Genomic DNA, 22,474 nt, shown 5'->3' with positions numbered 1-22,474 from the left:
GAGGAGGCCTCGCCATGACAGCGCGTTGCTTCACGCTGACGATCACCACGCCATCGCAAATCGTCGTCGACCGACTGGCGGTCTCGTCCATACGTGCCGAGGACGACAGTGGGGCCTTTGGCGTCCACGCCGGACACGCGGATCTTGTCACGCTGTTGAGTGCCTCCGTCGTGCGCTGGCGTGGGGAAGATGGCAGCGAGCATTACTGCGCGATCGACGGCGGTGTGCTGGTCGTGTCGGGCGGCACCGACGTTTCGCTTGCGTGCCGTGAAGCCATTTCGGGGACTTCGCTCGATCAGCTCGAAGCGGAAGTGCGCCGCGCGCGCGCCGCGCAACTCGACGCGATGCGGCGCGCGCGCGTCGAGCAGACACGGCTGCATGCGCAGGCAGTACGTCAGATGCTGCGCTATCTCCGGCCTCCGCCCAAGCAGGGAGCCGCGCAATGACATCCTGGCCACCTACGGGAGACACCGAGGGGAAAGACGGCGATCGCGTCGCGCAAGCGGCGAAGCGCGCTGCGAGCCACGAGCAGATCGCGCGCGCAAACCCGGAGCCGTCGCTTGGCGTGCGGCTCGGACAGATTGGGATTCTCGGCTGGACGATCGTTCTACCGATACTGCTCTGCCTTGCGCTCGGGCATTGGCTGGACCGCATTGCCGGCACGCGGGTACTTTTTGCGGCACCTCTGGTGATGATCGGCGCGGCCATCGGCCTATGGTCCGCATGGCGCTGGATGCATCGGCAGCAGAGGAGAGATCATGATTGACCTGAACCTATGGCCGTGGGGCAACACCATCATGCTCGCGACCGCCGGGGTCGCGGTGGGGCGGCTGGCTGGCGCGCTGCATTTCACGTCGCTGCACTGGGCCGTGGAGGGCTTCGCGCGAGGCCGCGTGACGCATGCGCTGGGGATACAGTTGGCGCGCCTCGCACTCACCGGCGCGGTGTTCGTAGGGCTGTCGAGAATGGGAGCGCTCGCCCTGTTAGGCGGGACCGGCGGCTTTCTCTGGGCGCGTGGCGTCGCGCTGCGAAGCCGGGGGGTGGCACCGTGATTCACGCGCCATTCATCGCGGAGCCGCTGCTACGAGCGGGCCCTCTGATCGTCACGGCGCCCGTGGTGGTGACGTGGGCGATCATGGCCGCGATGGCGGGCGCCTCGCTGCTGCTGACCCGCAAGCTGTCCGTCATGCCGTCGCGCGTGCAAACCGCGCTCGAACTGCTGGTCGGCACGCTCGACACTGAGATTCGCGCGACGATGCAGACCGACCCCGCGCTGTACCGTTCGCTCATCGGCACCTTGTTCCTGTTCGTCTTGATCGCAAACTGGTCGTCGCTCATTCCGGGGGTTGAACCGCCGACCGCGCATCTGGAAACCGACGCCGCGCTCGCGCTGCTCGTGCTTGCCGCGACGCTCGTGTCCGGCGTGCGCACGCGTGGCATTCGCGGCTACCTTGCCACCTTCGCCGAACCGGCGTGGGTGATGATTCCGTTGAACGTCGTCGAGCAAGTCACCCGAACGTTCTCGCTCGTGGTTCGCCTGTTTGGCAACGTGATGAGCGGCGTTTTCGTGGTCGGCATCGTGCTGTCGCTCGCCGGGCTGCTCGTGCCCATTCCGCTCATGGCGCTCGACCTGCTGACCGGCGCGGTTCAGGCTTACATTTTCGCGGTGCTCGCGATGGTCTTCATCGGCGCGGCCGTCGGCAAGTCAGGCGTTTCCGTTCACGACAAGCCTAAAGGACAGACATGAGCCTCATTGAAATCTTCAGCATCGCCGCGGCGGCACTGGCCGTGTCGTTCGGCGCGATCGGTCCTGCGCTTGCCGAGGGCCGTGCGGTCGCAGCCGCAATGGATGCCATCGCCCGCCAGCCTGATGCGGCGGGCACGTTATCGCGCACACTGTTCGTCGGGCTTGCCATGATCGAGACCATGGCGATTTATTGCCTTGTCGTCGCCTTGCTGCTGTTGTTTGCGAACCCATTCGTGAAATAGAGCGCGCGATGAAACTCGACTGGTCGACGCTGGCACTGCAAACGATCAACGCGCTCATTCTGGTGTGGCTGCTCGCGCGCTTTTTGTTCCGTCCGGTCGCGAAGATCATGGCCGAGCGTCAGGCCAGTGCCAATGCATTGATGAGCGACGCGACGGCCGCAAAGCTCGCGGCGCAGGCCGAGCGCGATGCAGCGCAGGCCGAACGCGAGCAACTTGCCGCACAGCGAGCACAGACGCTCGCGCACGTCGAGAGCGAAGCGCAAGCGCAGCGCGCGGCGCTGCTCGCCGCGGCGCAGGAAGACGCGTCTCGGCTTCGCGCCCAGGCTGCGGCGGAAATCGCGCGCGAGCGGGCGTCGCAGGCCGACGCGGCGGCGTCGGAAAAGCTGCAGCTCGCCGTCGACATTGCCGCGAAGTTGCTTGATCAACTGCCCGATGGCATGCGCGTGACGGCGTTCATCGCCGGACTGGCGAATGGCGTTCACCTGCTGTCGCCGGCCGCGCGCGCAGAAATGGCCGAGGACGCGTCACTGCGGCTCATAGCGCCGCGCGCATTGACGATGGATGAACGTGCGGCGTGCGCCGCAGCGCTCGCCACCGCGCTAGGGCGCCGCGTCGAATTCACTACCGAGGTCGATCGAGCGCTGATCGCAGGACTTGAGTTGTCGGGCACGCACGGCGTAGTCCGCAATAGTTGGCGAGATCGGTTGGCACAGATTCATGACGGGTTGCTTCGCGATGACGGCCGCCAACGCTGATGTCAACGACGACCCGGCGGCCGACGGGTGGCTCGCCCGCCAGCGTGCCGCGCTCGAGCGCCTCACTCCCGAACCGAGTGCGGCCAGCATCGGGCGCATCGAGCTGATCGCCGACGGCATTGCGTTTCTCTCGGGCCTGCCCGACGCGGCGCTTGACGAGGTTGTCGAGATCGAGTGCGGCGCACGCGGATTCATTCATTCGCTCGACGACACCACCGCCAGCATTGTGCTACTCGACGGCGACACGCCAGTGCGGGCCGGGATGCATGTCGTTCGTACCGGACGCGTGCTTGACGTACCCGTTGGCGATGCGCTGCTCGGACGCGTCGTCGATCCGCTTGGCAGACCGCTGGACGCAGGCGAGCCGCCCAAATGCGAAGCGCGCCTGCCCGTGGAACGCCCGGCGCCCGCAATCATCGAGCGCGACGTCGTGCATGAGCCGCTCGAGACAGGTGTACTGGTCGTCGATGCGCTCTTTGCCATCGGACGCGGCCAACGTGAGCTGATCATCGGAGACCGCGCAACTGGCAAGACCTCCCTTGCCATCGATGCAATCGTCAATCAGAAGCATGGCGACGTAATTTGCGTGTATGTCGCGGTCGGGCAACGCTCCACGGCGGTGCAGCGCGCCATCGATGCCGTGCGCGAGCACGGCGCGCCCGAGCGCTGTATTTTCGTCGTGGCATCTGCGGCAACGCCGCCCGGGCTGCAATGGATCGCGCCGTTTGCGGGCTTTTCGATTGCCGAGTTCTTTCGCGATCGCGGCCAGGACGCGTTGATCGTGATCGACGATTTGACAAAGCACGCGGCAACGCATCGCGAGCTTGCGTTGCTCACGCGCGAGCCGCCCGGGCGCGAGGCGTATCCCGGCGATATTTTCTACCTGCACGCGCGCCTGCTCGAACGCGCGGCCAGGTTGTCGGCAGCGCTCGGCGGCGGCTCGCTGACCGCGCTGCCGATCGCCGAGACGCACGCTGGCAATCTGTCGGCGTATATCCCGACGAACCTGATTTCGATCACGGATGGACAAATCGTGCTTGACGCTGCGCTTTTCGCCGCGAATCAACGGCCCGCAGTGGATGTCGGATTGAGCGTGAGCCGCGTCGGTGGCAAGGCGCAGCGCGCGGCACTGCGCGATGTCGCGGGCCGTTTGCGGCTCGACTACGCGCAGTTTCTCGAACTCGAAATGTTCAGCCATTTCGGCGGTCTTGCTGACGCGCGCGTCAACGCGAAAATCGAGCGGGGCAGGCGGATCCGTGCGCTGATCACACAACCGCGCTTCAGCGCATTGCGCGTGACCGATCAGATTGCGTTGCTCGCGGCCCTGGATGAGGGTGTCTTCGACGGCATCTCGCGCGACGTCACCGCCTGGGTTCGCGACAAACTGAAGCGCGCGGACGAGGCGGCTCGCGATGCGGCCGCTGAGGCGTGGCCGTTGTCCGCGCTCGACGACGCACAGCGCAAGCATCAGGTCGAGCGGATCCGCACGCTTGTCGAACGGTCCGTGCATGAGCACGTCAATGGGAGTACCGGGCGGTGATATCGCGATGACCAGCAAGCTCAGTGAAATTGAGAGCCGCGCCGCGTCAGCGACGCAACTCGACGCGGTGATTGGTGCGATGCGTGGCATTGCGGCAGCGCGCGAGCGTGAGGCGCAGGCTCGGCTTGCCGGTATTCGCTCGAGCGCAGCCATCGTCGGCGATGCCATCGGCAGGGTGCTGGCGGCCGTGCCTTCAGACGACGCGACCGATCCCGGAACGGCGGAAACCGGCACCCGCATTCTGATCGTCGTGTGCACAGAGCAGGGTTTCGTTGGCGGCTTCAATGAGCATCTGCTCGCGAAGGTCGAGTGCCTGAAGGGGAACGCGCCAGCCGACCTCTTCGTGGTTGGTACGCGAGGCGCGATGCTGGCTCGAGAGCGTGCATTGCCGTACGCGCTGTCTGTGCCGATGGCGTCGCATGCGGACGACGCGATGCGGGTGGCCGGACAGATCGCCGATGCGGTGTTCTCGCGTTTTCGCCATCATGCATCGTCGGCGCTTTGGCTCGTCCATGCGACGCCCGGCCCTGCCCTCGACGAACGCATCGTGACTCGCCAGCTCGTGCCGTTCGAGTTCGCGCGATTCCGACTGTCATCGCACAGGCAGCCGCCGCTCGTCAATCTTCCACTCGACGTATTGCTGACTGGGCTCACCGAACGCTATGTGTACCTCGAGCTATGCGAAGGCCTGATGCAATCGTTCGCGTCGGAAAATGCAGCGCGCCTGGCGGCGATGCTCTCGGCGAGTCATCACGTGAGGGACCAGCTTTCGGCGCTCACGCGCGAGTCTCGTATCGTCCGGCAAGACGCGATTACCACTGAAATCGCCGAGTTGTCGGCGGCCAGGGCCTATGCGCAACCCTCGCCCCCCATGCAGCGTCGATAGCGCGGGATGGGGACACGCTGGATTCGGTGCCAATCCAGCAACTCGGCGATCTCGGCAAGCACTCCATTCGTGAACACCAGGAGCGCCCAACCGCGCGTCGGTGCCCGGCTCACCGGTTCACGCGTCCCCGTCCTCGATGGACAGCGGCAGCGCGTGCGCGTCCTCGCGCCAGGCGCCATCGCCGAGCGAGCGTTCCACCACGCTCAGACAGCACGCATCGAACGCCTTTTCAATAGCATCACGATCCATGCCGCGTCCGATGAACACCACTTCGTTGATGCGGTCACCCCAGGGCGCCTCCCAATTCGTCTCGATGGCGGCGCGCTGCGGATCGCCCTCGGGCGGCCATACGGCCTGATCCACGGCCGCCCACCACTGCCCCATCGGCTCCAGCGTCGCCGTATTGCCCGCGCGCGAGTACGCGAGCGCCCACGCCGGGTGACTTGCGGCCCAGACATAGCCCTTCGCACGGATCAGACCGTCGAATGGCTGCGACATGAACGATGCAAAGCGCGCCGGATGCAACGGCTCACGCCGACGCAGCACAAAGCTCGTCACCCCGTAGGTGTCGGCCTCTGACACAGGCTCGCCCTCGAGCGCCTGCGCCCAGCCGGCCATTCGCTCTGCCCGCTCGGGATCGAAAAGTCCCGTGCCCAGCACGTCGGCGAGCGGCACCTGCCCGTGCTCGCCCAGCACGATGCGGGCCGACGGATTGAGACCGGCGATCAGCGCCTTGACGGCGTCGAGCCGCGCCGCGTCCACGCGATCCCCCTTGCTCACGACCACCACATCCGCAAACTCGATCTGCTCGGTCAGCAGTTCGGCCAGACGTCGCTCATCCTCCTCACCGGCCACCTCGCCGCGCTGCGAGAGCGTGTCGACACTGTGGAAGTCTTCCAGCACATGGAGGGCGTCGACGACCGTTACCATCGTGTCGAGACGAGCGATGTCGGCGAGCGATTTGCCCGCCTCATCGCGAAATTCAAACGTCGCGGCCACCGGCATCGGCTCGGCAATACCCGTCGACTCGATGAGCAGGTAATCGAAGCGCCCCTCCTGCGCCAGATCGCGCACCGCGATGAGCAAATCCTCGCGCAACGTACAACAGATGCAGCCGTTGCTCATCTCGACGAGACGCTCCTGCGTTCGCGAGAGCGCCGCGCCCGCCTTGGCCGCACCGCGCTCCACGAACGACGCATCGATGTTCACCTCGCTCATGTCGTTGACGAGCACCGCCACACGCAGCCCGTCGCGATTGCGCAGCACATGGTTGAGTAGCGTGGTCTTGCCGGCGCCGAGAAAGCCGGACAGCACGGTGACGGGCAGGCGACGGTCGGCGTCGCCGAATGCCTCGGAAGGAAGCGTCATGGCAGCAAAGTCCTGTGATCTTGTGGGTTCGGCACGGCGCGCATGGCGCACACAGCACGCGTCACGTTCGCCCGTCCCCAACGCCGCACGATTTGCGGCTCGATTAATGCAACCAAGTTGCAATATGACGCGATGATACTGAGGCCGAGGGAATTTTGCAACTCAGTTGCAAATAACGAACATGCGTCGATGGCATCGGCACGACACATTGCCGCGCGAGACGCGGCCCCCTGGGAACCCGCAGATGGCTGCGTCGGTCTGCAAGGTCTGCGATACTGCGCGAGCGGCGTTGAGCGCGTCTGCGCGCAGGACAACGCGAGCGCCTCGGCGGCGTGTCCGAGCGCGTTCGGCCTACCGCTCGCCTGCGAACACCGCCACCCGAATGTCTTCGCGGCTTATTCAAATCATTACCCAACGCGTTAGCCCACTCGATATGCGCATTTCCAAGAACGCTTCCCATGCTCCTCGTGCCACCGGCTTCCTGCGTCGCGCGACGCACGGACTCACACTGGCGACCGTGGTCGGCTTGACCGGGTTCGCGCAGGGGGCATGGGCCCATGCGCACGTCGTCTCGAGCGATCCGGCCGCGCAGGCGAGTGTCGCGGCGCCGAAGGCCGTGCGCGTAACGTTCGACTCGACGCTCGAAGGCGCGCTCTCGAAACTTGGCGTCGTCGACGCCCAGGGCAGGCCGGTCACGCAGGCCAAGGCCGAACTCGACGCCTCGCGCAAAACGCTCACCCTGTCGCTTCCCGCGCTTGCCGCGGGTCGCTATCAAGCGAACTGGGTCGCCGTCGCGAGTGACGGCCATCGTACGCAGGGCAACATCAAGTTCTCCGTGAAGTGATGTCGGCCGATCTGGCCGCCGGCACCTGGCAGCCTGCCACCGCGGGGCTGCTAAACCTCGCGCTGGCACTGGCCCTCGGCGTGCTGCTGCTGCGCAGTCCGCACGCAGTGCGGCGCGGTCTCACCCTGCGCGTGCTGCCGGCCTTTGCGGCGGGCCTCGCCGTACTCGCGTGGATCGCCTACGTGTTCGCCAGCACCGATGCGATGACAGGCGGCGATTGGGAAAGCACGGCCGCCATGATGGGCGACGTATGGGTGGTGCTCACCCAAACCCACTTCGGCCGGATGCAATGGATCGCCGCGCTCGGCGTCGCACTGCTGTGCGCGGGCGTCTGGGCCTGGTACGACGCGCGACGCCGCCTGCGCGCGGCGCTGCCGATCGCCGACGATCCTCGCGACCGGCATCATCGTCGCGAGCATCGTCAGGAGCGCTATGCGCGCATGGTCTACGCCGCCGGCGCCGTGACGCTGGCGCTCGCCCGCGCCGGGACGGGGCACGCGGCCGATGCGGCCGTGCCGTGGCTCGCCGTTGGCATTCACACGCTGCATGTCGCCGCCGCAGCCTCATGGACCGGCGCGCTGCTCGTGGCCGGATGCGCGATCCCGGGCTGGCGTCATTGGCCAGTGGGCGCGCGGGCAGCGTATGGCGAACGGCTTTCCTCGGTCGCCGCGCTGGCCATGGTCGTCGCGCTGGTGACGGGGGCGTTCAACGCATGGCGCACCCTCGGTGAGACGCCCTCGCTGTGGTTCGCCCCCCAGAACGCGCCGTACTTCGCCTGGCTCGTCACGAAGCTCGTGCTCGTCGGCATTGCCGCATTGCTGGGTGCGTGGAACCGTTGGCATTTCTTGCCGCGTCTTGCGCTGGACACGGGCGAGACGCCGCTGGATACGACGACCTTCGCGCGCGTGGTCGCCATCGAGGCGCTCGTGCTCGTGATGGTGATGAGCCTTGCGGCCAAGCTTGGCACGACGATGCCGCCGGGCGGCTGACCGAATTCGACAGCAAGAAACGGAGCGCGGCATCGCGACCCGTTCCCTACACTGAAGGCAAGTCCTCAGTCGTCCGGAGCCCCCTGCGATGCCCACCTATCCAATGACCGCCAAACGTCCCCTTCAGCCCGGCGCCCCGACCGGCAGCCCGAGTCGTTCGCAGACCCGGACGCCGACTGTCCCGGCGAGCCAGCTTTCGGCCAAATCGCGCTACGCGACCGACGACGCCAAGTGGGCCGCGGTCGCGGCGCGCGACAAACAGGCGGATGGCGAATTCTTCTATGCCGTGCGTACGACCGGCGTGTATTGCCGCCCCTCGTGTGGCGCGCGGCTCGCGCGGCGCGAAAACGTGACGTTCCATGCCGATAGCGCCGCAGCCGAGCGCGCGGGCTTTCGTGCCTGCAAGCGTTGCCAGCCTGCGCTTGGCGCGTCCGGCGCGCGCCAAGCCCGTCACGCCGCGCTGGTGAGCGCCGCTTGCCGGCAGATCGAGGCGGCCGAGGTGCCACTGCGACTGGACGCACTCGCGGCCGAGGCCGGCCTAAGCCCGCACTATTTCCACCGACTCTTTCGCGCGATCACGGGCGTGACCCCACGCGCTTATGCCAACGCGCGTCGCGCCGAGCGTGTGCGCGACATACTGTCCGCCGCCGAGAGCGTCACGTCGGCGTACTACGACGCCGGCTTCAATTCCAACGGCCGCTTCTACGCGAGTGCCGACACCCTGCTCGGCATGAAGCCCGCGGCGTACCGCGCGGGCGGCAAGGCCGAATCGATCCGCTTCGCCGTGGCGCAGTGCTCGCTCGGCGCATTGCTGGTCGCCGCCACGCCGCGCGGACTCTGTGCCGTGTCGTTGGGCGACGACCCCGATACGCTGGTGAAGGCGTTGCAAGACCGCTTTCCGCACGCGGAACTGGTCGGGGCCGACCCCGAGTTCGAGCGATGGGTGGCCCAGGTGGTGGGGTTCGTGGAGTCGCCGCGCGTCGGTCTGTCGTTGCCGCTCGATGTGCGCGGCACGGCGTTCCAGCAACGCGTGTGGCAAGCGCTGCGCGAGGTGCCTGCCGGTGCGACCGCCAGCTACACGCAGATCGCCGAGCGCATTGGGGCCCCTCGTGCGGTGCGTGCGGTAGCACAGGCATGCGCATCGAACCCGTTGGCCGTCGTGATTCCGTGCCACCGCGTCGTGCGCCACGACGGCGCGCTGTCGGGCTATCGCTGGGGCGTCGAGCGCAAACGCGCCTTGCTCGCCCATGAAGGCGAGGAAAGTGGCGACGCGACGACCCAGGTGACGCAGTGAGCGCGCGCGTGCTGTCGCTCGATTGGGCCGCCCTCGAAGACGAACTCAATGGCTATGGTGCGGCGCGCATTCCACAACTGCTGAACGCGAGCGAGTGCGCCGCGCTTTGCGCGATGTACGGCGAGACCGGCGCGCCACTGAGCACTACGCCCACGTCGCCGCGTTTCCGCAGCCGTATCGTGATGGCGCGTCACGGGTTCGGGCAGGGCGAATATCAGTACTTCGCTTACCCGCTGCCGCCGCAGGTCGCCGCGTTGCGCGAAGCGTTCTACGCGCCGTTGCGCGATATCGCGCACCGCTGGCACGCGGCGATGGGCATCGACACGCAATATCCGCCCACACACCGCGACTATCTCGCGCAATGTCACCGCGCAGGTCAGCGCCGCCCCACGCCATTGCTGCTGCGCTATGCGGCCGGCGACTACAATTGCCTGCATCAAGACCTCTACGGAGAACACGTCTTCCCGTTGCAGGTGGCCATTCTCCTGTCTCAGCCCGGCGAGGATTTCACGGGCGGCGAGTTCGTCGTCACCGAACAGCGCCCGCGCATGCAGTCGCGCGCCGAGGTGGTGCCGCTCATGCGCGGCGATGCGGTCGTGTTCGCCGTGCATCACCGTCCGGTGAACGGTACGCGCGGGGTGTATCGCGTCAATCTGCGACACGGGGTGAGCCGGGTGCGCAGCGGCCATCGACACACGCTCGGCGTGATCCTGCACGACGCCACATGACACTCGACCTTTTCGGCTCAGCGCACGACGACACCGACCACGGCACGCCGCCATTCGACGCACTCGGTCCGGGAGCATTCGTGTTGCGAGGGTTCGCGCAATCACAACTGACGGCCTTGCAGGCCGATATCGACGCGGTGATCGCGCAAGCGCCGCTGCGTCACTGGCTGACGCCGGGCGGCAAGCGCATGTCAGTCGCCATGACGAATTGCGGGGACGTGGGATGGATCAGCGACCGACAGGGATACCGCTACGGCACGCACGATCCTCTCTCGCAACAACCGTGGCCGTCGATGCCGGCATCGTTTGTCGCGCTCGCGCGCCGCGCCGCCGGCGCTGCGGGGTATCGCGACTTCGCGCCAGACGCCTGTCTCGTCAATCGTTACTCGCTGGATGCGCGGCTCACGTTGCATCAGGATCACGATGAGCGCGATCTGGGCGCGCCCATCGTGTCGGTGTCGCTCGGACTTCCCGCAACGTTTCTGTGGGGCGGAGTACACCGTGGCGATCGCACCCGCCGCATTCGTCTGGCCCCGGGCGACGTGGTCGTCTGGGGTGGGCCGTCGCGACTCGTCTATCACGGCATTGCGGGCGTCGAAGGCAGTTTCGACGCGCAAGCCGTGCGTTACAACCTCACGTTCCGGCAGGCACGCTGATCGCGCCAACGATCGACACGCACCGCCGTCATCTCACGCTCAGTAGCCGACGGTAAAGCGCGCGCGCGGATGCGCGTTGCGCTCGAGTTCGTCGACCAGGGCGATGGCATAGTCTTCCATCGAGATCCAGCTCTTGCCGTTCGCATCGACGAGCAGACCTTCGCCACCGAGACGGAACTGGCCCGTGCGCTCGCCCGGCTCGAACAATGCCGACGGCGACAGGAACGTCCAGTTCAGCGGTGACGCCTTCGGCTCGGCGCGCAGCACTTGCAGGAACGCGCGGCCTGCGCTGGCTTCCGGCTTGTATGCCTCCGGGAATTCCGGCGTATCGATCAGCGCCTTGCCCGGCGCGACGTCCAGACTGCCCGCGCCGCCCACCACGAGCAGACGCGGCACCCCGGCCCGCTTGACGGCGTCGATCAGCTTGGCGGCGTCCATGGATGCGAAGCGACCCGCGCTGATCACGGCATCGTGTCCGGCGAGCAGCGGCGCGAGCGACGCCGGGTCAGCGGCGTCGCCCTTGGCGACGGTGAGTCCCTGTTCGGCTTCGACGCGTTCGGGATTGCGGGCGATCCCCGTCACAGTGTGATTGCGTTGCAGCAGTTCGGCGGCAACGCGCGTACCCACGCGGCCGGTAATACCAATCAAGGCGACTTTCATCGGGATTCTCCTGGAAGTGACGAGTGAATTCGGGATAGGTGGCAGACGCTCAGAGCGCGCAGCCGTCGGGACCGCACTGGGGCAACGTACTGGCGTCGCCGTCCGGGGAGGACGCCGCCTGCGCAGACAACAGACGCTCGCGCAACGCGTCGCGCCACACGTCGGGCTGCCCCAGATAATGTCCCACTTCGAGGCGCTCGATGTGACCGCCGATCGCCAGCGCGAACGTCGGGAAGCCGCTGCCGCCGACGCGGGCAAGCCACGCGCGGCTATCGCGGAAGTGCCGCATGAGGGCGTCGGCCGCCTGCGCATCGAGCGCTTGCGCGAAGGCCCCCCGGTCGAGACCGAGATTCGCCGCGACATCGATGAGCACATGGCGATCGGCAATGCGTTTGCCATCGGCATAATGGGCGTGCTGCAGCGCCGCGAACATGTCGAGCCCGCGGCCGGCCAACGCTTCGGCCGCCAGCGCGGCGGCCGTGGGCGGCGCGGAGTCGAACACGGCGGTGCCATCGCGCAGCAGACCGTCGAAATAGGCGTCGCCGAACGGCTGGCCGGTCAACGCCGCAATGCGACGGTCATGCGGCATGACGTAATCGCGCAGCTGCGGCGTAACCGGTTGCGCGTTCGGCCCGGCCATCATGCCGCCACCGTGAAACACGACATCGAGGCCGACCACGTCGCGCGCAGCGCGCACGAGCGGCGCCGCCGCGTAGCACCATCCGCACAGCGGGTCGGCGATGTAATGCAGAGTTGCCTGGGTCATCTCGATCTGTCCTTTGTCTTGCGACGCCGCCCTTCGACGCCTCTCATGTTTGCCATCGTAGTCGCGTCAGTCGCGCAAAAAAAGCCCATAATGGCGATCACTTTGTTGCATCGATCGAGCAAATCATGGATCGTCTGACGGCAATGCGGGTCTTTACCGAAGTGGCCGAACGCGGTTCGCTGACGGCGGCCGCGCAGCGGTTGGATATGTCGCGGGCGATGGTCTCGCGCTATCTGGCCGAACTCGAGGCGTGGCTCGGCACGCGGCTGCTGCATCGGACGACCCGTGCGGTCAGCCTCACCGACGCCGGGAGCGACGCGTTGCCGCGTTGTCGCGAGATGCTGGGTATCGCCGACGATCTGGCGTGTGCCTCGCACGCCGACAGTGCGCCGCGCGGCCTGTTGCGAGTGGCTTGCAGCACGTCGCTCGCTCAGGCATTCCTGGCGGCGGCGGTCACGCGGTTCATCCTGCGGTATCCCGGTGTCGCCATCGATCTCGTGGTGGCGGACCGCACCGTCGACCTGGTGGACGAGCGCATCGACCTGGCGATTCGCGTAACGTCCGAGCCGTCGCCCGGACTGATTGCCCGTCGTCTCGCCACGTGCCATTCGGTGGTCTGCGCGGCACCGTCATATCTCCGGCGCCATGGCACGCCGGAGCGCGCCGAAGACCTCGCCCTGCACAACTGCCTGACCTACACGTACTTCGGCAAAAGCCTCTGGCAATTCACGCACAACGGCACACCGCTGGGCGTGCCCGTCGGCGGCAATCTATCGGCCAATGAAGTCAATGTAGTCTTCGCCGCTACGCTCGCGGGCGCGGGTATCTCGATGCAACCGGTGTATTCGGCGCTGCCGCATCTGCGCGATGGCACCTTGCGTGCGCTGCTGCCCAATTACGTGCCACGCGAGATGACCGTCTACGGCGTCTACATGTCGCGCAAACAGATGCCCAGCGCATTGCGCGCCCTGCTCGACGATCTGGTCGAACAGTTCCGCACCGAGCTGTTCGAGGACACGGGCTACGCCGTGCCTCCCGTGACGCCCGCCGCTTGAGCCACCCGCGCCACACGCGTCGATTGCGTCGCGTGCGCCGCCCCACCGCGTTTTGTCTGTCGCGACGTCGCGACGGCGTCACCGAATTGTCACACTGCCCGCGTAAAAACGTCGTCTGCCCAGCCTGCCCCGGCAGGCCGACGACGCGGCTCCCGCTCGTCAGCCGTTGCCGACCGGACGCGGGTGTGCACGCCTGCCTCGCCGAACGCCTCTGCCCGACTCGCCCATCAAGGACATCATGACGCACGACGCCAAGCCCCAACCTCACGATCCCGCGCTCGACGCCGCCCCAGCGCACGACGACAACCCGGCCGATCCGTCGCGCCGCCGTCTGCTTCAAGGCCTGGCCGCCATCGGTGCGGCCAGCGCGGCGGGCGCCACGACGGCACTGAGCGGCTGCGCCGCCGAAGGCGGTGCCGGCGCACCCACGGCCGTCGCCGCAGGCGGCACGTTCGATGCCCAGCTCAAGGCCAACATCAAGACGGTGGTCGTGATCTATCTCGAGAACCGCAGCTTCAACAATCTGTTCGCCGATTTCCCCGGGTTGGAAAAGCCGCTCGCGAAAGTGCCGGCGTCGGTCTGCACCCAACTCGACCGCGACGGCAAAACGCCGATGCCGCTGCTGCCGCCGATCTTCGAGGGTCTCGTGCCGCGCGCTCAGACGATCGGCGGAAAGAAGTATCACATCGCCGAGAAGGACATCGCGCGGCAGCCGAACGCCCCATTCATGCTCAAGGACGCCGAGGGCCAGTTGCTGCCGACGTCGGTCATCACGCGCGATCTATGGCACCTGTTCTGGCAGAACCAGATGCAGATCAACGGCGGCACGAACAACCAGTTCGCCGCATGGGCCAACTCGGGCGGTCTGACGATGGGTTACTACGGCGAGACGGCCAAGACGCTCGACATGTACAAGATCGCGCAGCAGTACACAATGTGCGACAACTTCTTCATGGCGGCTTTCGGCGGTTCGTTCCTGAACCACCAGTTCCTGATCTCCGGACGCCCGCCGGTGTATCCGAACGCCGCGCAAAGTCCGGCCAAGGACAAGATCGCCGTGCTGGCCGACGGGCCGCAAGGTGTACGTCTGGCGGTGTCGCCGGCGTCGCCCGCGTCGGCGGCTGACGGTCCGCCGAAGTTCGTGCGCGACGGTGCCATCACGCCCGACAACTTTGCGGTGAATACGATGATGCCGGCTTATCAGCCGTCGCCGATCAAGCCCGCGGCCTCCGGCGACAAGCGTCTGGCCGATCCGTCGAACCCCGCCACGCTGCCCCCGCAAACGTTCCCCACCATTGGCGATGTGCTCTCGACGAAGGGCGTGTCGTGGGCGTGGTACGCGGGCGCGTGGCAGTCGGCGCTCGATCACAAGGGCGGTGCGGACAAACCGAACTTCCAGTATCACCATCAACCGTTCAACTACTTCGCCCAGTACGCGCCCGGCACGGCCGCACGCGAGATGCATCTGCGCGATGGTGGTGAAGGCGACAGCCCGATCGCGAACAAATTCATCGCCGACGCCATCGCCGGCAAGCTGCCCGCCGTCACGTTCTACAAGCCGCAGGGCAACCTGAACCAACACGCGGGGTATTCGGATGTGGAGTCCGGCGACCAACACGTGGCGAACGTGCTGGCCCATCTGATGAAGTCGCCGCAGTGGCAAAACATGATGGTCGTGATTACGTACGACGAGAATGGCGGCTGGTGGGATCACGTCGCGCCGCCGCAGGGCGACCGCTGGGGACCGGGCTCACGCGTTCCGGCGTTAGTGGTCTCGCCGTTCGCCAAACGCGGCAATGTCGATCACACGTTCTACGACACCACGTCGATCCTGCGCTTTATCACGCGCCTGTACGATCTGCCGACGCTCGAAGGCATCGCCCATCGCAACGCCGCCTTCGCGGCGCGCGGGGCCATGCCGCCGGGCGATCTGACGAAGACGCTGTCGTTCGCTTGAGGAAGGTGAAGGCCCGCGTCACGTGTGCAAAGCGAAGGCGTTGATGACGTCGACGTGCGCGTGGCGCAACTGAGCAAAAGGGCATCTGCGTGTCCGCACTCCGATCTTTGGGGAGCTGTTTCACGCGGGTGCGCTTTCCGTTTCCGTGGCACCGCGTAAGTGGCACGCGGCGCATGCCCCCGGGTGAGACCGATCAGCCTTGCCCGTCGAGTTCGTCCGAGCGCAGCAGCAGTTTGTCGAGCAGTTGCTCGTACACGCGCATCTCGTCGTCAGTCAGCGTGTCGAACAATCGGTCGTAGTGGGCGCGCGCCGCATCGATCACCACGCGCCATACGCGCTCGCCCTCCGGCGTGAGCGTGACCTTGACCGCTCGGCCGTCGTGTTCGTCCGGCGCACGACGCACCAGTCCGCGCGATACCAGCCCGTCTGCCCCCCGGCTCGCCTGACTCTTGTCGAGATTCGCGCGACGCGCCAGCTCCGAGTTCGACAACGCCCCCGCCGTGCCCACCGCCGCCAACACGCGCGACTCGGCCAGACTCAATTGCGCCGCGTCGGCATACGACTGCGCGATACGTTTGTCGTGCTGCTTCATCAGGCGGTGCATCTTGTACGTCAAGAACTGGTCGAGCGATGGGTGGACAGGCCGCATCTCAGTGTTTTTCCCTAGTCGAAAACGGTCGATATTTTGTTGCGAGCGCAACCTTAGCACACTAGAATGGTTGCGTTAGCAACTATATGCTCGTTGGCGCTTTTGCCATTCGCGCGCTGCGCTTGCGCCGTCTCCCCGCTGACACGAGACTCGCTGCGTACGTGCCGAGCCGAACTTTTGGGTGTCGCATCATGCATCGACCAGAGACCACCCCGCGCGCATCGCTTTATCACGCGTACCGCGTCCATCCGCACTTTGCGCCGCAGGGCGGGACAACCCCGGACGTCCCTGTCACCGTCGTGGGCGGCGGCCCCATCGGTATGGTCACCGCACTCGCGCTGGCACGCCATGGGGTGCGCTGTGTCGTGCTCCAGGCCGAACAGCAAGTCTCGGAAGGCAGCCGCGCCATCGTCTTCACGCGTCGCTCGCAGGAGATTCTGCAAGCCGTGGGCGTGGCCGACGCGGTGCTCGCCAAGGGCCTGCCATGGACCAGCGGGAATTCCTACTATCGCGGCCAGCGCGTCTTCCGCATGGAGTCGCCGGTGGACGAAGACGACCGATTCGCGCCGCTGATCAACTTGCAACAGAACGTGCTCGAGAGTTATCTGGTGGACGCCGTCGAGCGCCAGCCGCTCATCGAGATGCGATGGGGCAACAAGCTCGTTGCGCTGACGCAGGATGACCACGGCGTGGCACTGCAGATCGATACGCCCGAGGGCGAGTACACGCAACGCACGCGCTGGCTCGTCGCCGCCGACGGCGCGCGCTCGACGGTGCGCACCGCGCTGGGCCTGCGTTTCGAAGGGGCGAGCTACGAAGGCCGCTTCGTCATCGCCGACATCCGCATCGATCTCGATCTGCCCACCGAGCGCCTGGCGTACTTCGCCCCCGACTGGAATCCCGGCAACACGGTGCTCATGCATCGCGAGCCGGATGGCATCTGGCGCGTGGATTATCAATTGCCGGCGTCGGAGACGTCCGAGCACGCGCTGCAACCCGAGACGATTCGCGAGCGCATCGACGCGCAGCTCGACATGATGGGTCTCGGCGGCACGCCGTGGGAACTCGACTGGTGTTCGGTCTATTCGGCGCGCGCGCTTACGCTGCCCGACTACGTGCACGGACGCATTCTCTTCGCGGGCGACGCCGCTCACCTGCTGCCGATCTTCGGCGTGCGTGGGGCCAACACTGGCTTCCAGGACGCCATCGATCTGTCGTGGAAACTTGCCGCAGTTGCCAAGGGTGCGGCACCGGCGTCGTTGCTCGCGTCGTACACAAACGACCGCGTGGGCGCGGCGCGCGAGATCATCGCGGAGGCCGGCAAGAGCACACGCTTCATGACGCCGCCCTCACATGGCTTCCGTGTGTTGCGCGACGCCGTGCTCGATCTCTCGCTCGATCACGAATTCGTGCGGCCGCTGTTCCACTGGCGCACCTCGCGCGCGCACGACTATCGCGACTCGCCGCTCAACAGCCCCAGCGACGACAACGCGCGGATGACGGCGGGACCCGGCGTCGGTGCGCCGGCGCCGAACGTCAAGCTCGGCGACAACGACTATCTGTACGACCACCTCGGCGCCGCGTTCCATCTGGTGACGTTTGGCGATGCTCCGCTCGACGATGCCGTGCGTCATGCGCTGGTGACGTGGCGCGAGCGCGGTGTGCCGGTGAAGGTGATCGCGTTCGCGCCGTCGGAAGACGACGTGACGGGCGCGGACCTCACGCTGCCCGATCCGACGGGCCATGCCGCGACGAAGTACGGTGCCGCCAGCGGCACGGCGTACCTCGTGCGTCCCGATCATCATGTCTGCGCCCGCTGGCAGCAGCTCGACGCCACGCGTCTTGCCAGCGCGCTCGCACAGGCGACGGCCCACGCCTGAGCCGTCACCTCACACAAGGAAGCTCTGCCATGACCGCCCAACCAACCGCCATCGCCGGACTCGAGGAGATTTACGACACCCTCGCGCTGGCCATCGACGCCGCACCGGACGACAAGCGCGAGCTGCTGCTCGCCAAAGTCGTTCTGCTGTTGGCACACGAGATCGACGATCCACAGCGCGTGATCGACTGCATTCAGCAAGCCGCCCGCAGCGCGCAGGATTAAACACGGTTCCCTTCGGCGTCCGCCCTCGATGGCGGACCCGTTTTCATCACACCGCCACACAATATCCGAGGCGGGGAGCGTTGGAGAAGACACCCATCATGAGTCGTATCACGTCTGCCGCCGGTATCGCCGGCGGAATCGCTGCACCCGCATCGCCCGCCGCTGTCGCCCTCGATGGCACGCCGGCGTCGCAGTGTCTTCCGAACGAGGCCCTGGAGCGCGAAGTCGTACGCAAGGTCTCGCGCCGCCTGCTCGGCTTCCTGTTCGTGCTGTTCCTGTTCTCGTTTCTCGATCGCATCAACGTCGGCTTCGCCGCGCTCACGATGAGCCAGGATCTGAAGCTCACGAGCACGATGTTCGGCATGGCCTCGACCGTGTTCTACCTCACGTATGTGCTGTGCGGTGTGCCGAGCAATCTGATGCTCGTGAAGGTCGGCGCGCGTCGCTGGATCGGCACGATTCTGATCGCGTGGGGCTTCGCTTCGAGCGCCACGATGTTCGCGCACGACGCCACCAGCCTCTATCTGATTCGCGCCATCGTCGGCATTACCGAGGCAGGCTTCCTGCCGGGCATGCTGCTCTATATGGGCGACTGGTTCCCTTCGGCCGCGCGCGCACGCGCCAATGCCTGGTTCATGATCGCCATGCCGGTGACGTCCGCACTCGGCGCCGCCGCATCGGGCTATTTGCTGCGGCTCGACGGCGTAGGCGGACTCGCCGGGTGGCAGTGGCTCTTCGTGCTCGAAGGACTGCCGACGGTCTTGCTCGGCGTCGTCACCTGGTGGTATCTGGACGACAAACCCGCCGACGCGCGCTGGTTGAGCGTCGCCGAAAAGCGCGCGCTCGACACGATGATCGCCCGCGACCGTGCCGCCGCGCTCACGCAACAGACGGGCGGTGCGGCGCACGCCGGCAACAGTATGTGGCGCGCCATTCTCACACCGAGCGTGGCGAAGTTTGCGCTGGGGTATTTCTGCCTCGTCAACACGCTCTCGCTGGCGTCGCTGTGGATTCCGCAGATCGTGAAGAGCTTCGGCACGACGAGCAGCAACGTGACCATCGGCCTGCTCGCGGCGATTCCGTCGGTCTGCACGATTGCCGGCATGATCTGGTGGGGACGCCGCTCCGACCGGTTGCAGGAACGCCGCTGGCATCTGGTGCTGCCCATGCTCTTCTCTGCGGCGGGCTGGGTCGTCACGTGCTTCGCGCCAGAGCCGTCGCTGCGCCTCGCCGGGGTAGCGATGGCCTCGACCGGCGCCTACACCGCCATGGCGATCTTCTGGACGGTGCCCGACCGCAGTCTCGCCCCGCATACGCGCGCGCTCGGACTGGCGGTCATCAACGCCGTCGGCAATCTCGGCTCGGCGCTCAGTCCGATTGTCGTGGGCGCACTCAAGGACTGGACGCACTCGTTCACCTCGGGCCTGATGTTCGCTGCCGTGAGCTTGCTCGTCGGCATTGCGGTGCTGTGGTTCGCCCCGCTGGGGCAGCGTCGCGGCAACCGCTGATTCCGGTCACGGCATGACGGACACCGTTCCGGGCCATAATGCGAAACGTCTTCGCGTTCAAGGAACCCCGTCATGCCAGTGACACCCCCTGTGGCCGCCCAAGGCCCCACGCTCGTCGTTCTGATCGACGCCGATAACGCCGCGCCCGCCATCGTCGAAGGACTGCTCACCGAAGTGGCCAAGTACGGCGTGGCGAGCGTGAAGCGCATCTACGGCGACTGGACCAAACCCAATCTCGACGGCTGGAAGAAGTGCCTGCTCGAATACTCGATCCAGCCGATTCAGCAGTTCCGCTACACCGTCGGCAAGAACGCCACCGACAGCGCCATGATCATCGACGCGATGGATCTGCTCTACACGGGACGCTTCGACGGCTTCTGCCTCGTCTCCAGCGACAGCGATTTCACGCGGCTCGCCTCGCGCATTCGTGAGCAGGGACTGATCGTGTACGGCTTCGGCGAGCGCAAGACGCCGCAGCCGTTCGTCACGGCCTGCGACAAGTTCATCTACACGGAATTGCTGCGTCAGGACGACGAGCCGGACGGCGACGAAGCCCCGGCGCCGCGCAAGCGCCGCAGCGCGTCGGACCTGAAGCGCGACACGCGCCTCGTGCGGCTGCTGCGTAACGCGGTGACCGGCGTGTCGGACGAGGACGGCTGGGCGAGTCTTGGCCCCATCGGCAGCCATATCGCCAAACAGGCGCCGGACTTCGACTCGCGCAATTATGGCTTCGGCAAGCTGAGCGACCTCGTGGCGACCATCGGCCTGTTCGACGTCGAGCAGCGCACGGGCAGCGGTGGGAACAAGAGCCTCTGGGTACGGATCAAGCCCAGGCGCGGCACGGCGAAACGCGGCGAATGAGCGCGCTCGAAACTTTTTTCGACGATATCGCGCGAAACACTTGTCAGGTTCCGGAATTCCCCCTATACTCGCGGTCTTTCTAGGCTCGTAGCTCAGCTGGTTAGAGCACCACCTTGACATGGTGGGGGTCGTTGGTTCGAGTCCAATCGAGCCTACCAACGAATCAAAAGCACAAGGCGTTGCGCGTTTTTCGCGTAACGCCTTTTGTTTTTTCCGCGACCGCGCGAAGACCATCGCCCGCGTTACAAAACGACACATCCCCGACAAACTGGTAGCACCTGCCGCGCGGGGTCATCGATACACTGGCTTCAACGGTTCGACGAAAGGCATCAGGATGGGAATGCTTCCCGGCTTGCACCGCCTTCGCGAATCGATCCGACTCACTGGCTTCATTGCCCACGCGCACGCAGTCGCACCATGTCATCAAATGATGCATCGACCTGCGAGCGCCTCCGGAGGACATTATGAAACGCATTCTTATCGTCGCTGCCCTCGGCGCTGTCGCCGCTGTCGCGTCGAGCGCCGCGTCGGCCCATGTGGATGTTGGTGTCTATCTGGGGTTGCCCGCCCCTGTGATTGAAGCGCCGCCGGTCTATGTGGCACCGCAGCCTGTCTATGTGCAGCCGCGCCCCATGTACGAAGCCCCGCGTCCGGTTGTCTACTACGGTCGCGACCGCTGGGACGACTGGCGTGATCGCCGCTGGGAAGACCGTCACGATCGCGGCCACCACCGCGGCTGGGGCTGGCGTCACGGCGACGACGACTGATCCTAGAACGAACGAAGCGGTCCGCCGATTGGCGTCGGTGGGCTTTTTACGCGGGAAGCGGCACTGTCGCTTTCCGCGTTCTTTTGTTCATCGCATCGACACGTCGCGCAACTCCCGCTTCATCCATTCCACGAACACGCGCGTGCGCGATGGCAACAGTCGCGCGTGGGGATACACGATATTGACCGGCCGTGCCGGTCCTTCGTAGTCCTTGAGCACGCGTACCAGACGGCCGTCGGCCATCGGCGCGGCGACCTGATACGAGAGGAAGCAGCCGTAGCCCATTCCGCCCAGGCACGCGTCAATGGCCGTGAGGCCATGGCTGACCTCGAGATTGCCGTCGACCGGTACGACGAATTCGCGTCCGCCCTCCCAGAACCGCCACTGTCCGAAGCCGCCACCATGCGAGCGGATGCAATTTTTGCCCGCCAGGTCGCGCGGGTGCTTCACTTCCCCCTGCTCGGCCAGACACGCCGGACTCGCCACCACCACGCGACGAATGGCCCCGAGGCTTTGCGCAACGAGTGTGGAGTCGTCCAGCGGCGAGATGCGAATCCCGACGTCGATGCCTTCCTCCCAGAGATTCACCACGCGATCGTTGAGCAACAGACGGCATTTGACGGCCGGATACGCGCGCAGGAAGCGATATAGCGCGGGCGCGACGTGCAACTGTCCAAACAGCACCGGCGCCGTGACCACGAGTGTGCCGCTCGGCGCCTCGTGCCGCGCCGCCAGTCGCGCTTCCGCCTCCTGGAGTTCGCTCAGGATCTGACGGCACGTGTCGAGATACGTCCGCCCCTCTTCAGTGAGCGCGATACGGCGCGTGGTGCGATTGAGCAGCCGGACATCGAGCGATGTCTCGAGCGCCGCCAGCGTGCGCACGACCGCCGGGAGGGAGGAGTCGAGCGCGCGCGCCGCCGCACTCAGGCTGCCCTGATCGACGATGGCGACGAACGTCTGCATGGCACGAAGTTTATCCATACCGCACATCATTACTCCGAATATTGGAGCAGTCAAATCAGCTCTGCGGCATTTATCCGGAAATCGGCTTGATGGAAAATCGGTGCATCGCGTGACACGCCTGAGCGCAGGACTCAC

25 protein-coding genes and 1 tRNA gene are annotated in these 22,474 nt (G+C 66.2%); 21 read left to right on the top strand and 5 right to left on the bottom strand.

Annotated elements, in window-relative coordinates:
• Nucleotides 1–14 precede the first annotated feature (14 nt).
• Genes BGP02_RS09995 through BGP02_RS09960 form a run of 8 tightly spaced genes read left to right on the top strand, consistent with a single transcriptional unit; the run spans nt 15 to nt 5,170 of the window.
• Nucleotides 15–446 (top strand): F0F1 ATP synthase subunit epsilon, encoded by a 432-nt coding sequence (locus tag BGP02_RS09995; protein ID WP_017233256.1) that lies wholly within the window; start codon nt 15–17, stop codon nt 444–446.
• The gene (locus BGP02_RS09990; protein ID WP_017233257.1) at nt 443–766 is read left to right on the top strand and encodes an AtpZ/AtpI family protein; all 324 of its coding nucleotides are present in this window, start codon (nt 443–445) and stop codon (nt 764–766) included. Before BGP02_RS09995 ends, BGP02_RS09990 begins: the two co-directional genes overlap by 4 nt.
• Entirely contained in the window at nt 759–1,052 is a 294-nt protein-coding gene (locus BGP02_RS09985) for an ATP synthase subunit I (RefSeq protein WP_150562181.1), read from the top strand. The genes BGP02_RS09990 and BGP02_RS09985 overlap by 8 nt, the downstream gene beginning before the upstream one ends.
• Nucleotides 1,049–1,747, top strand: coding sequence for a F0F1 ATP synthase subunit A (locus BGP02_RS09980; RefSeq protein WP_150562180.1), 699 nt, complete (start codon nt 1,049–1,051; stop codon nt 1,745–1,747). The genes BGP02_RS09985 and BGP02_RS09980 overlap by 4 nt, the downstream gene beginning before the upstream one ends.
• Entirely contained in the window at nt 1,744–1,989 is a 246-nt protein-coding gene (locus BGP02_RS09975; protein WP_150562179.1) for a F0F1 ATP synthase subunit C, read from the top strand. Before BGP02_RS09980 ends, BGP02_RS09975 begins: the two co-directional genes overlap by 4 nt.
• A gap of 8 nt (nt 1,990–1,997) precedes the next feature.
• Nucleotides 1,998–2,744 carry a F0F1 ATP synthase subunit B family protein gene (locus BGP02_RS09970; protein ID WP_150562178.1) on the top strand — a complete coding sequence of 249 codons (747 nt, stop codon included), beginning with the start codon at nt 1,998–2,000 and terminating at the stop codon, nt 2,742–2,744.
• A complete protein-coding gene (locus tag BGP02_RS09965; protein ID WP_502688475.1) occupies nt 2,707–4,284 on the top strand; it encodes a F0F1 ATP synthase subunit alpha in 1,578 nt (525 codons plus the stop codon). The genes BGP02_RS09970 and BGP02_RS09965 overlap by 38 nt, the downstream gene beginning before the upstream one ends.
• Nucleotides 4,285–4,291: 7 nt before the next feature.
• Nucleotides 4,292–5,170: a F0F1 ATP synthase subunit gamma gene (locus tag BGP02_RS09960; protein ID WP_286798427.1), complete on the top strand. Its 879-nt coding sequence runs from the start codon at nt 4,292–4,294 to the stop codon at nt 5,168–5,170.
• Nucleotides 5,171–5,287: 117 nt separating this feature from the next.
• Here BGP02_RS09960 and BGP02_RS09955 read toward each other — a convergent pair whose 3' ends face one another.
• On the bottom strand, nt 5,288–6,538 hold the full coding sequence (locus tag BGP02_RS09955; RefSeq protein ID WP_286798426.1) for a GTP-binding protein: 1,251 nt from the start codon (nt 6,536–6,538) through the stop codon (nt 5,288–5,290).
• Nucleotides 6,539–6,971: 433 nt separating this feature from the next.
• Between BGP02_RS09955 and BGP02_RS09950 the strand changes: the two genes are divergently transcribed.
• From BGP02_RS09950 to alkB, 5 genes are all read left to right on the top strand, one after another.
• Nucleotides 6,972–7,382 (top strand): copper resistance protein CopC, encoded by a 411-nt coding sequence (locus tag BGP02_RS09950; protein WP_286798425.1) that lies wholly within the window; start codon nt 6,972–6,974, stop codon nt 7,380–7,382.
• Nucleotides 7,382–8,371 (top strand): CopD family protein, encoded by a 990-nt coding sequence (locus tag BGP02_RS09945; RefSeq protein WP_286798424.1) that lies wholly within the window; start codon nt 7,382–7,384, stop codon nt 8,369–8,371. Before BGP02_RS09950 ends, BGP02_RS09945 begins: the two co-directional genes overlap by 1 nt.
• An 88-nt stretch (nt 8,372–8,459) precedes the next feature.
• Complete coding sequence (gene ada / locus BGP02_RS09940) at nt 8,460–9,665, top strand: bifunctional DNA-binding transcriptional regulator/O6-methylguanine-DNA methyltransferase Ada (protein ID WP_286798423.1); 1,206 nt, start codon at nt 8,460–8,462, stop codon at nt 9,663–9,665.
• A complete protein-coding gene (locus tag BGP02_RS09935) occupies nt 9,662–10,393 on the top strand; it encodes a 2OG-Fe(II) oxygenase (RefSeq protein WP_286798422.1) in 732 nt (243 codons plus the stop codon). The genes ada and BGP02_RS09935 overlap by 4 nt, the downstream gene beginning before the upstream one ends.
• On the top strand, nt 10,390–11,049 hold the full coding sequence (gene alkB / locus BGP02_RS09930; RefSeq protein ID WP_286798421.1) for a DNA oxidative demethylase AlkB: 660 nt from the start codon (nt 10,390–10,392) through the stop codon (nt 11,047–11,049). The genes BGP02_RS09935 and alkB overlap by 4 nt, the downstream gene beginning before the upstream one ends.
• Before the next feature lie 39 nt (nt 11,050–11,088).
• Here alkB and BGP02_RS09925 read toward each other — a convergent pair whose 3' ends face one another.
• Both BGP02_RS09925 and BGP02_RS09920 read right to left on the bottom strand, forming a co-directional pair.
• Nucleotides 11,089–11,709: an NAD(P)-dependent oxidoreductase gene (locus tag BGP02_RS09925; protein ID WP_286798420.1), complete on the bottom strand. Its 621-nt coding sequence runs from the start codon at nt 11,707–11,709 to the stop codon at nt 11,089–11,091.
• A 49-nt stretch (nt 11,710–11,758) separates the two neighbouring features.
• Nucleotides 11,759–12,475 (bottom strand): DsbA family protein, encoded by a 717-nt coding sequence (locus BGP02_RS09920; RefSeq protein ID WP_286798419.1) that lies wholly within the window; start codon nt 12,473–12,475, stop codon nt 11,759–11,761.
• Nucleotides 12,476–12,600: 125 nt separating this feature from the next.
• Between BGP02_RS09920 and BGP02_RS09915 the strand changes: the two genes are divergently transcribed.
• Complete coding sequence (locus BGP02_RS09915; protein WP_286798418.1) at nt 12,601–13,530, top strand: LysR family transcriptional regulator; 930 nt, start codon at nt 12,601–12,603, stop codon at nt 13,528–13,530.
• Nucleotides 13,531–13,768: 238 nt separating this feature from the next.
• Nucleotides 13,769–15,487 carry an acid phosphatase gene (locus BGP02_RS09910; protein WP_286798417.1) on the top strand — a complete coding sequence of 573 codons (1,719 nt, stop codon included), beginning with the start codon at nt 13,769–13,771 and terminating at the stop codon, nt 15,485–15,487.
• 193 nt (nt 15,488–15,680) lie between these two features.
• On the opposite strand, the gene BGP02_RS09905 is transcribed toward BGP02_RS09910, so the two are convergent.
• Nucleotides 15,681–16,136 (bottom strand): MarR family winged helix-turn-helix transcriptional regulator, encoded by a 456-nt coding sequence (locus BGP02_RS09905; RefSeq protein ID WP_017235705.1) that lies wholly within the window; start codon nt 16,134–16,136, stop codon nt 15,681–15,683.
• Between the two features lie 191 nt (nt 16,137–16,327).
• Between BGP02_RS09905 and BGP02_RS09900 the strand changes: the two genes are divergently transcribed.
• The 6 genes from BGP02_RS09900 to BGP02_RS09875 all read left to right on the top strand — a co-directional run bounded on the left by BGP02_RS09900 (nt 16,328) and on the right by BGP02_RS09875 (nt 21,376).
• Nucleotides 16,328–18,016, top strand: coding sequence for an FAD-dependent monooxygenase (locus BGP02_RS09900; protein WP_286798416.1), 1,689 nt, complete (start codon nt 16,328–16,330; stop codon nt 18,014–18,016).
• Between the two features lie 29 nt (nt 18,017–18,045).
• Entirely contained in the window at nt 18,046–18,240 is a 195-nt protein-coding gene (locus BGP02_RS09895) for a DUF2783 domain-containing protein (RefSeq protein WP_150562167.1), read from the top strand.
• Between the two features lie 98 nt (nt 18,241–18,338).
• Nucleotides 18,339–19,748 (top strand): MFS transporter, encoded by a 1,410-nt coding sequence (locus BGP02_RS09890; protein WP_017235709.1) that lies wholly within the window; start codon nt 18,339–18,341, stop codon nt 19,746–19,748.
• Between the two features lie 72 nt (nt 19,749–19,820).
• Nucleotides 19,821–20,609 (top strand): NYN domain-containing protein, encoded by a 789-nt coding sequence (locus BGP02_RS09885; protein ID WP_051060351.1) that lies wholly within the window; start codon nt 19,821–19,823, stop codon nt 20,607–20,609.
• A gap of 81 nt (nt 20,610–20,690) precedes the next feature.
• Nucleotides 20,691–20,767: transfer RNA gene (locus BGP02_RS09880), tRNA-Val, on the top strand.
• A 306-nt stretch (nt 20,768–21,073) separates the two neighbouring features.
• Entirely contained in the window at nt 21,074–21,376 is a 303-nt protein-coding gene (locus BGP02_RS09875) for a hypothetical protein (protein ID WP_017235711.1), read from the top strand.
• Nucleotides 21,377–21,463: 87 nt separating this feature from the next.
• On the opposite strand, the gene BGP02_RS09870 is transcribed toward BGP02_RS09875, so the two are convergent.
• A complete protein-coding gene (locus tag BGP02_RS09870; RefSeq protein ID WP_017235712.1) occupies nt 21,464–22,357 on the bottom strand; it encodes a LysR family transcriptional regulator in 894 nt (297 codons plus the stop codon).
• Between the last annotated feature and the right edge of the window lie 117 nt (nt 22,358–22,474).

Origin of the sequence: Pandoraea sp. 64-18 (genome assembly GCF_001899225.1) — a bacterium.
GTDB lineage: Bacteria > Pseudomonadota > Gammaproteobacteria > Burkholderiales > Burkholderiaceae > Pandoraea > Pandoraea cepalis.
This window is presented reverse-complemented; position numbering and strand designations above follow the sequence as displayed.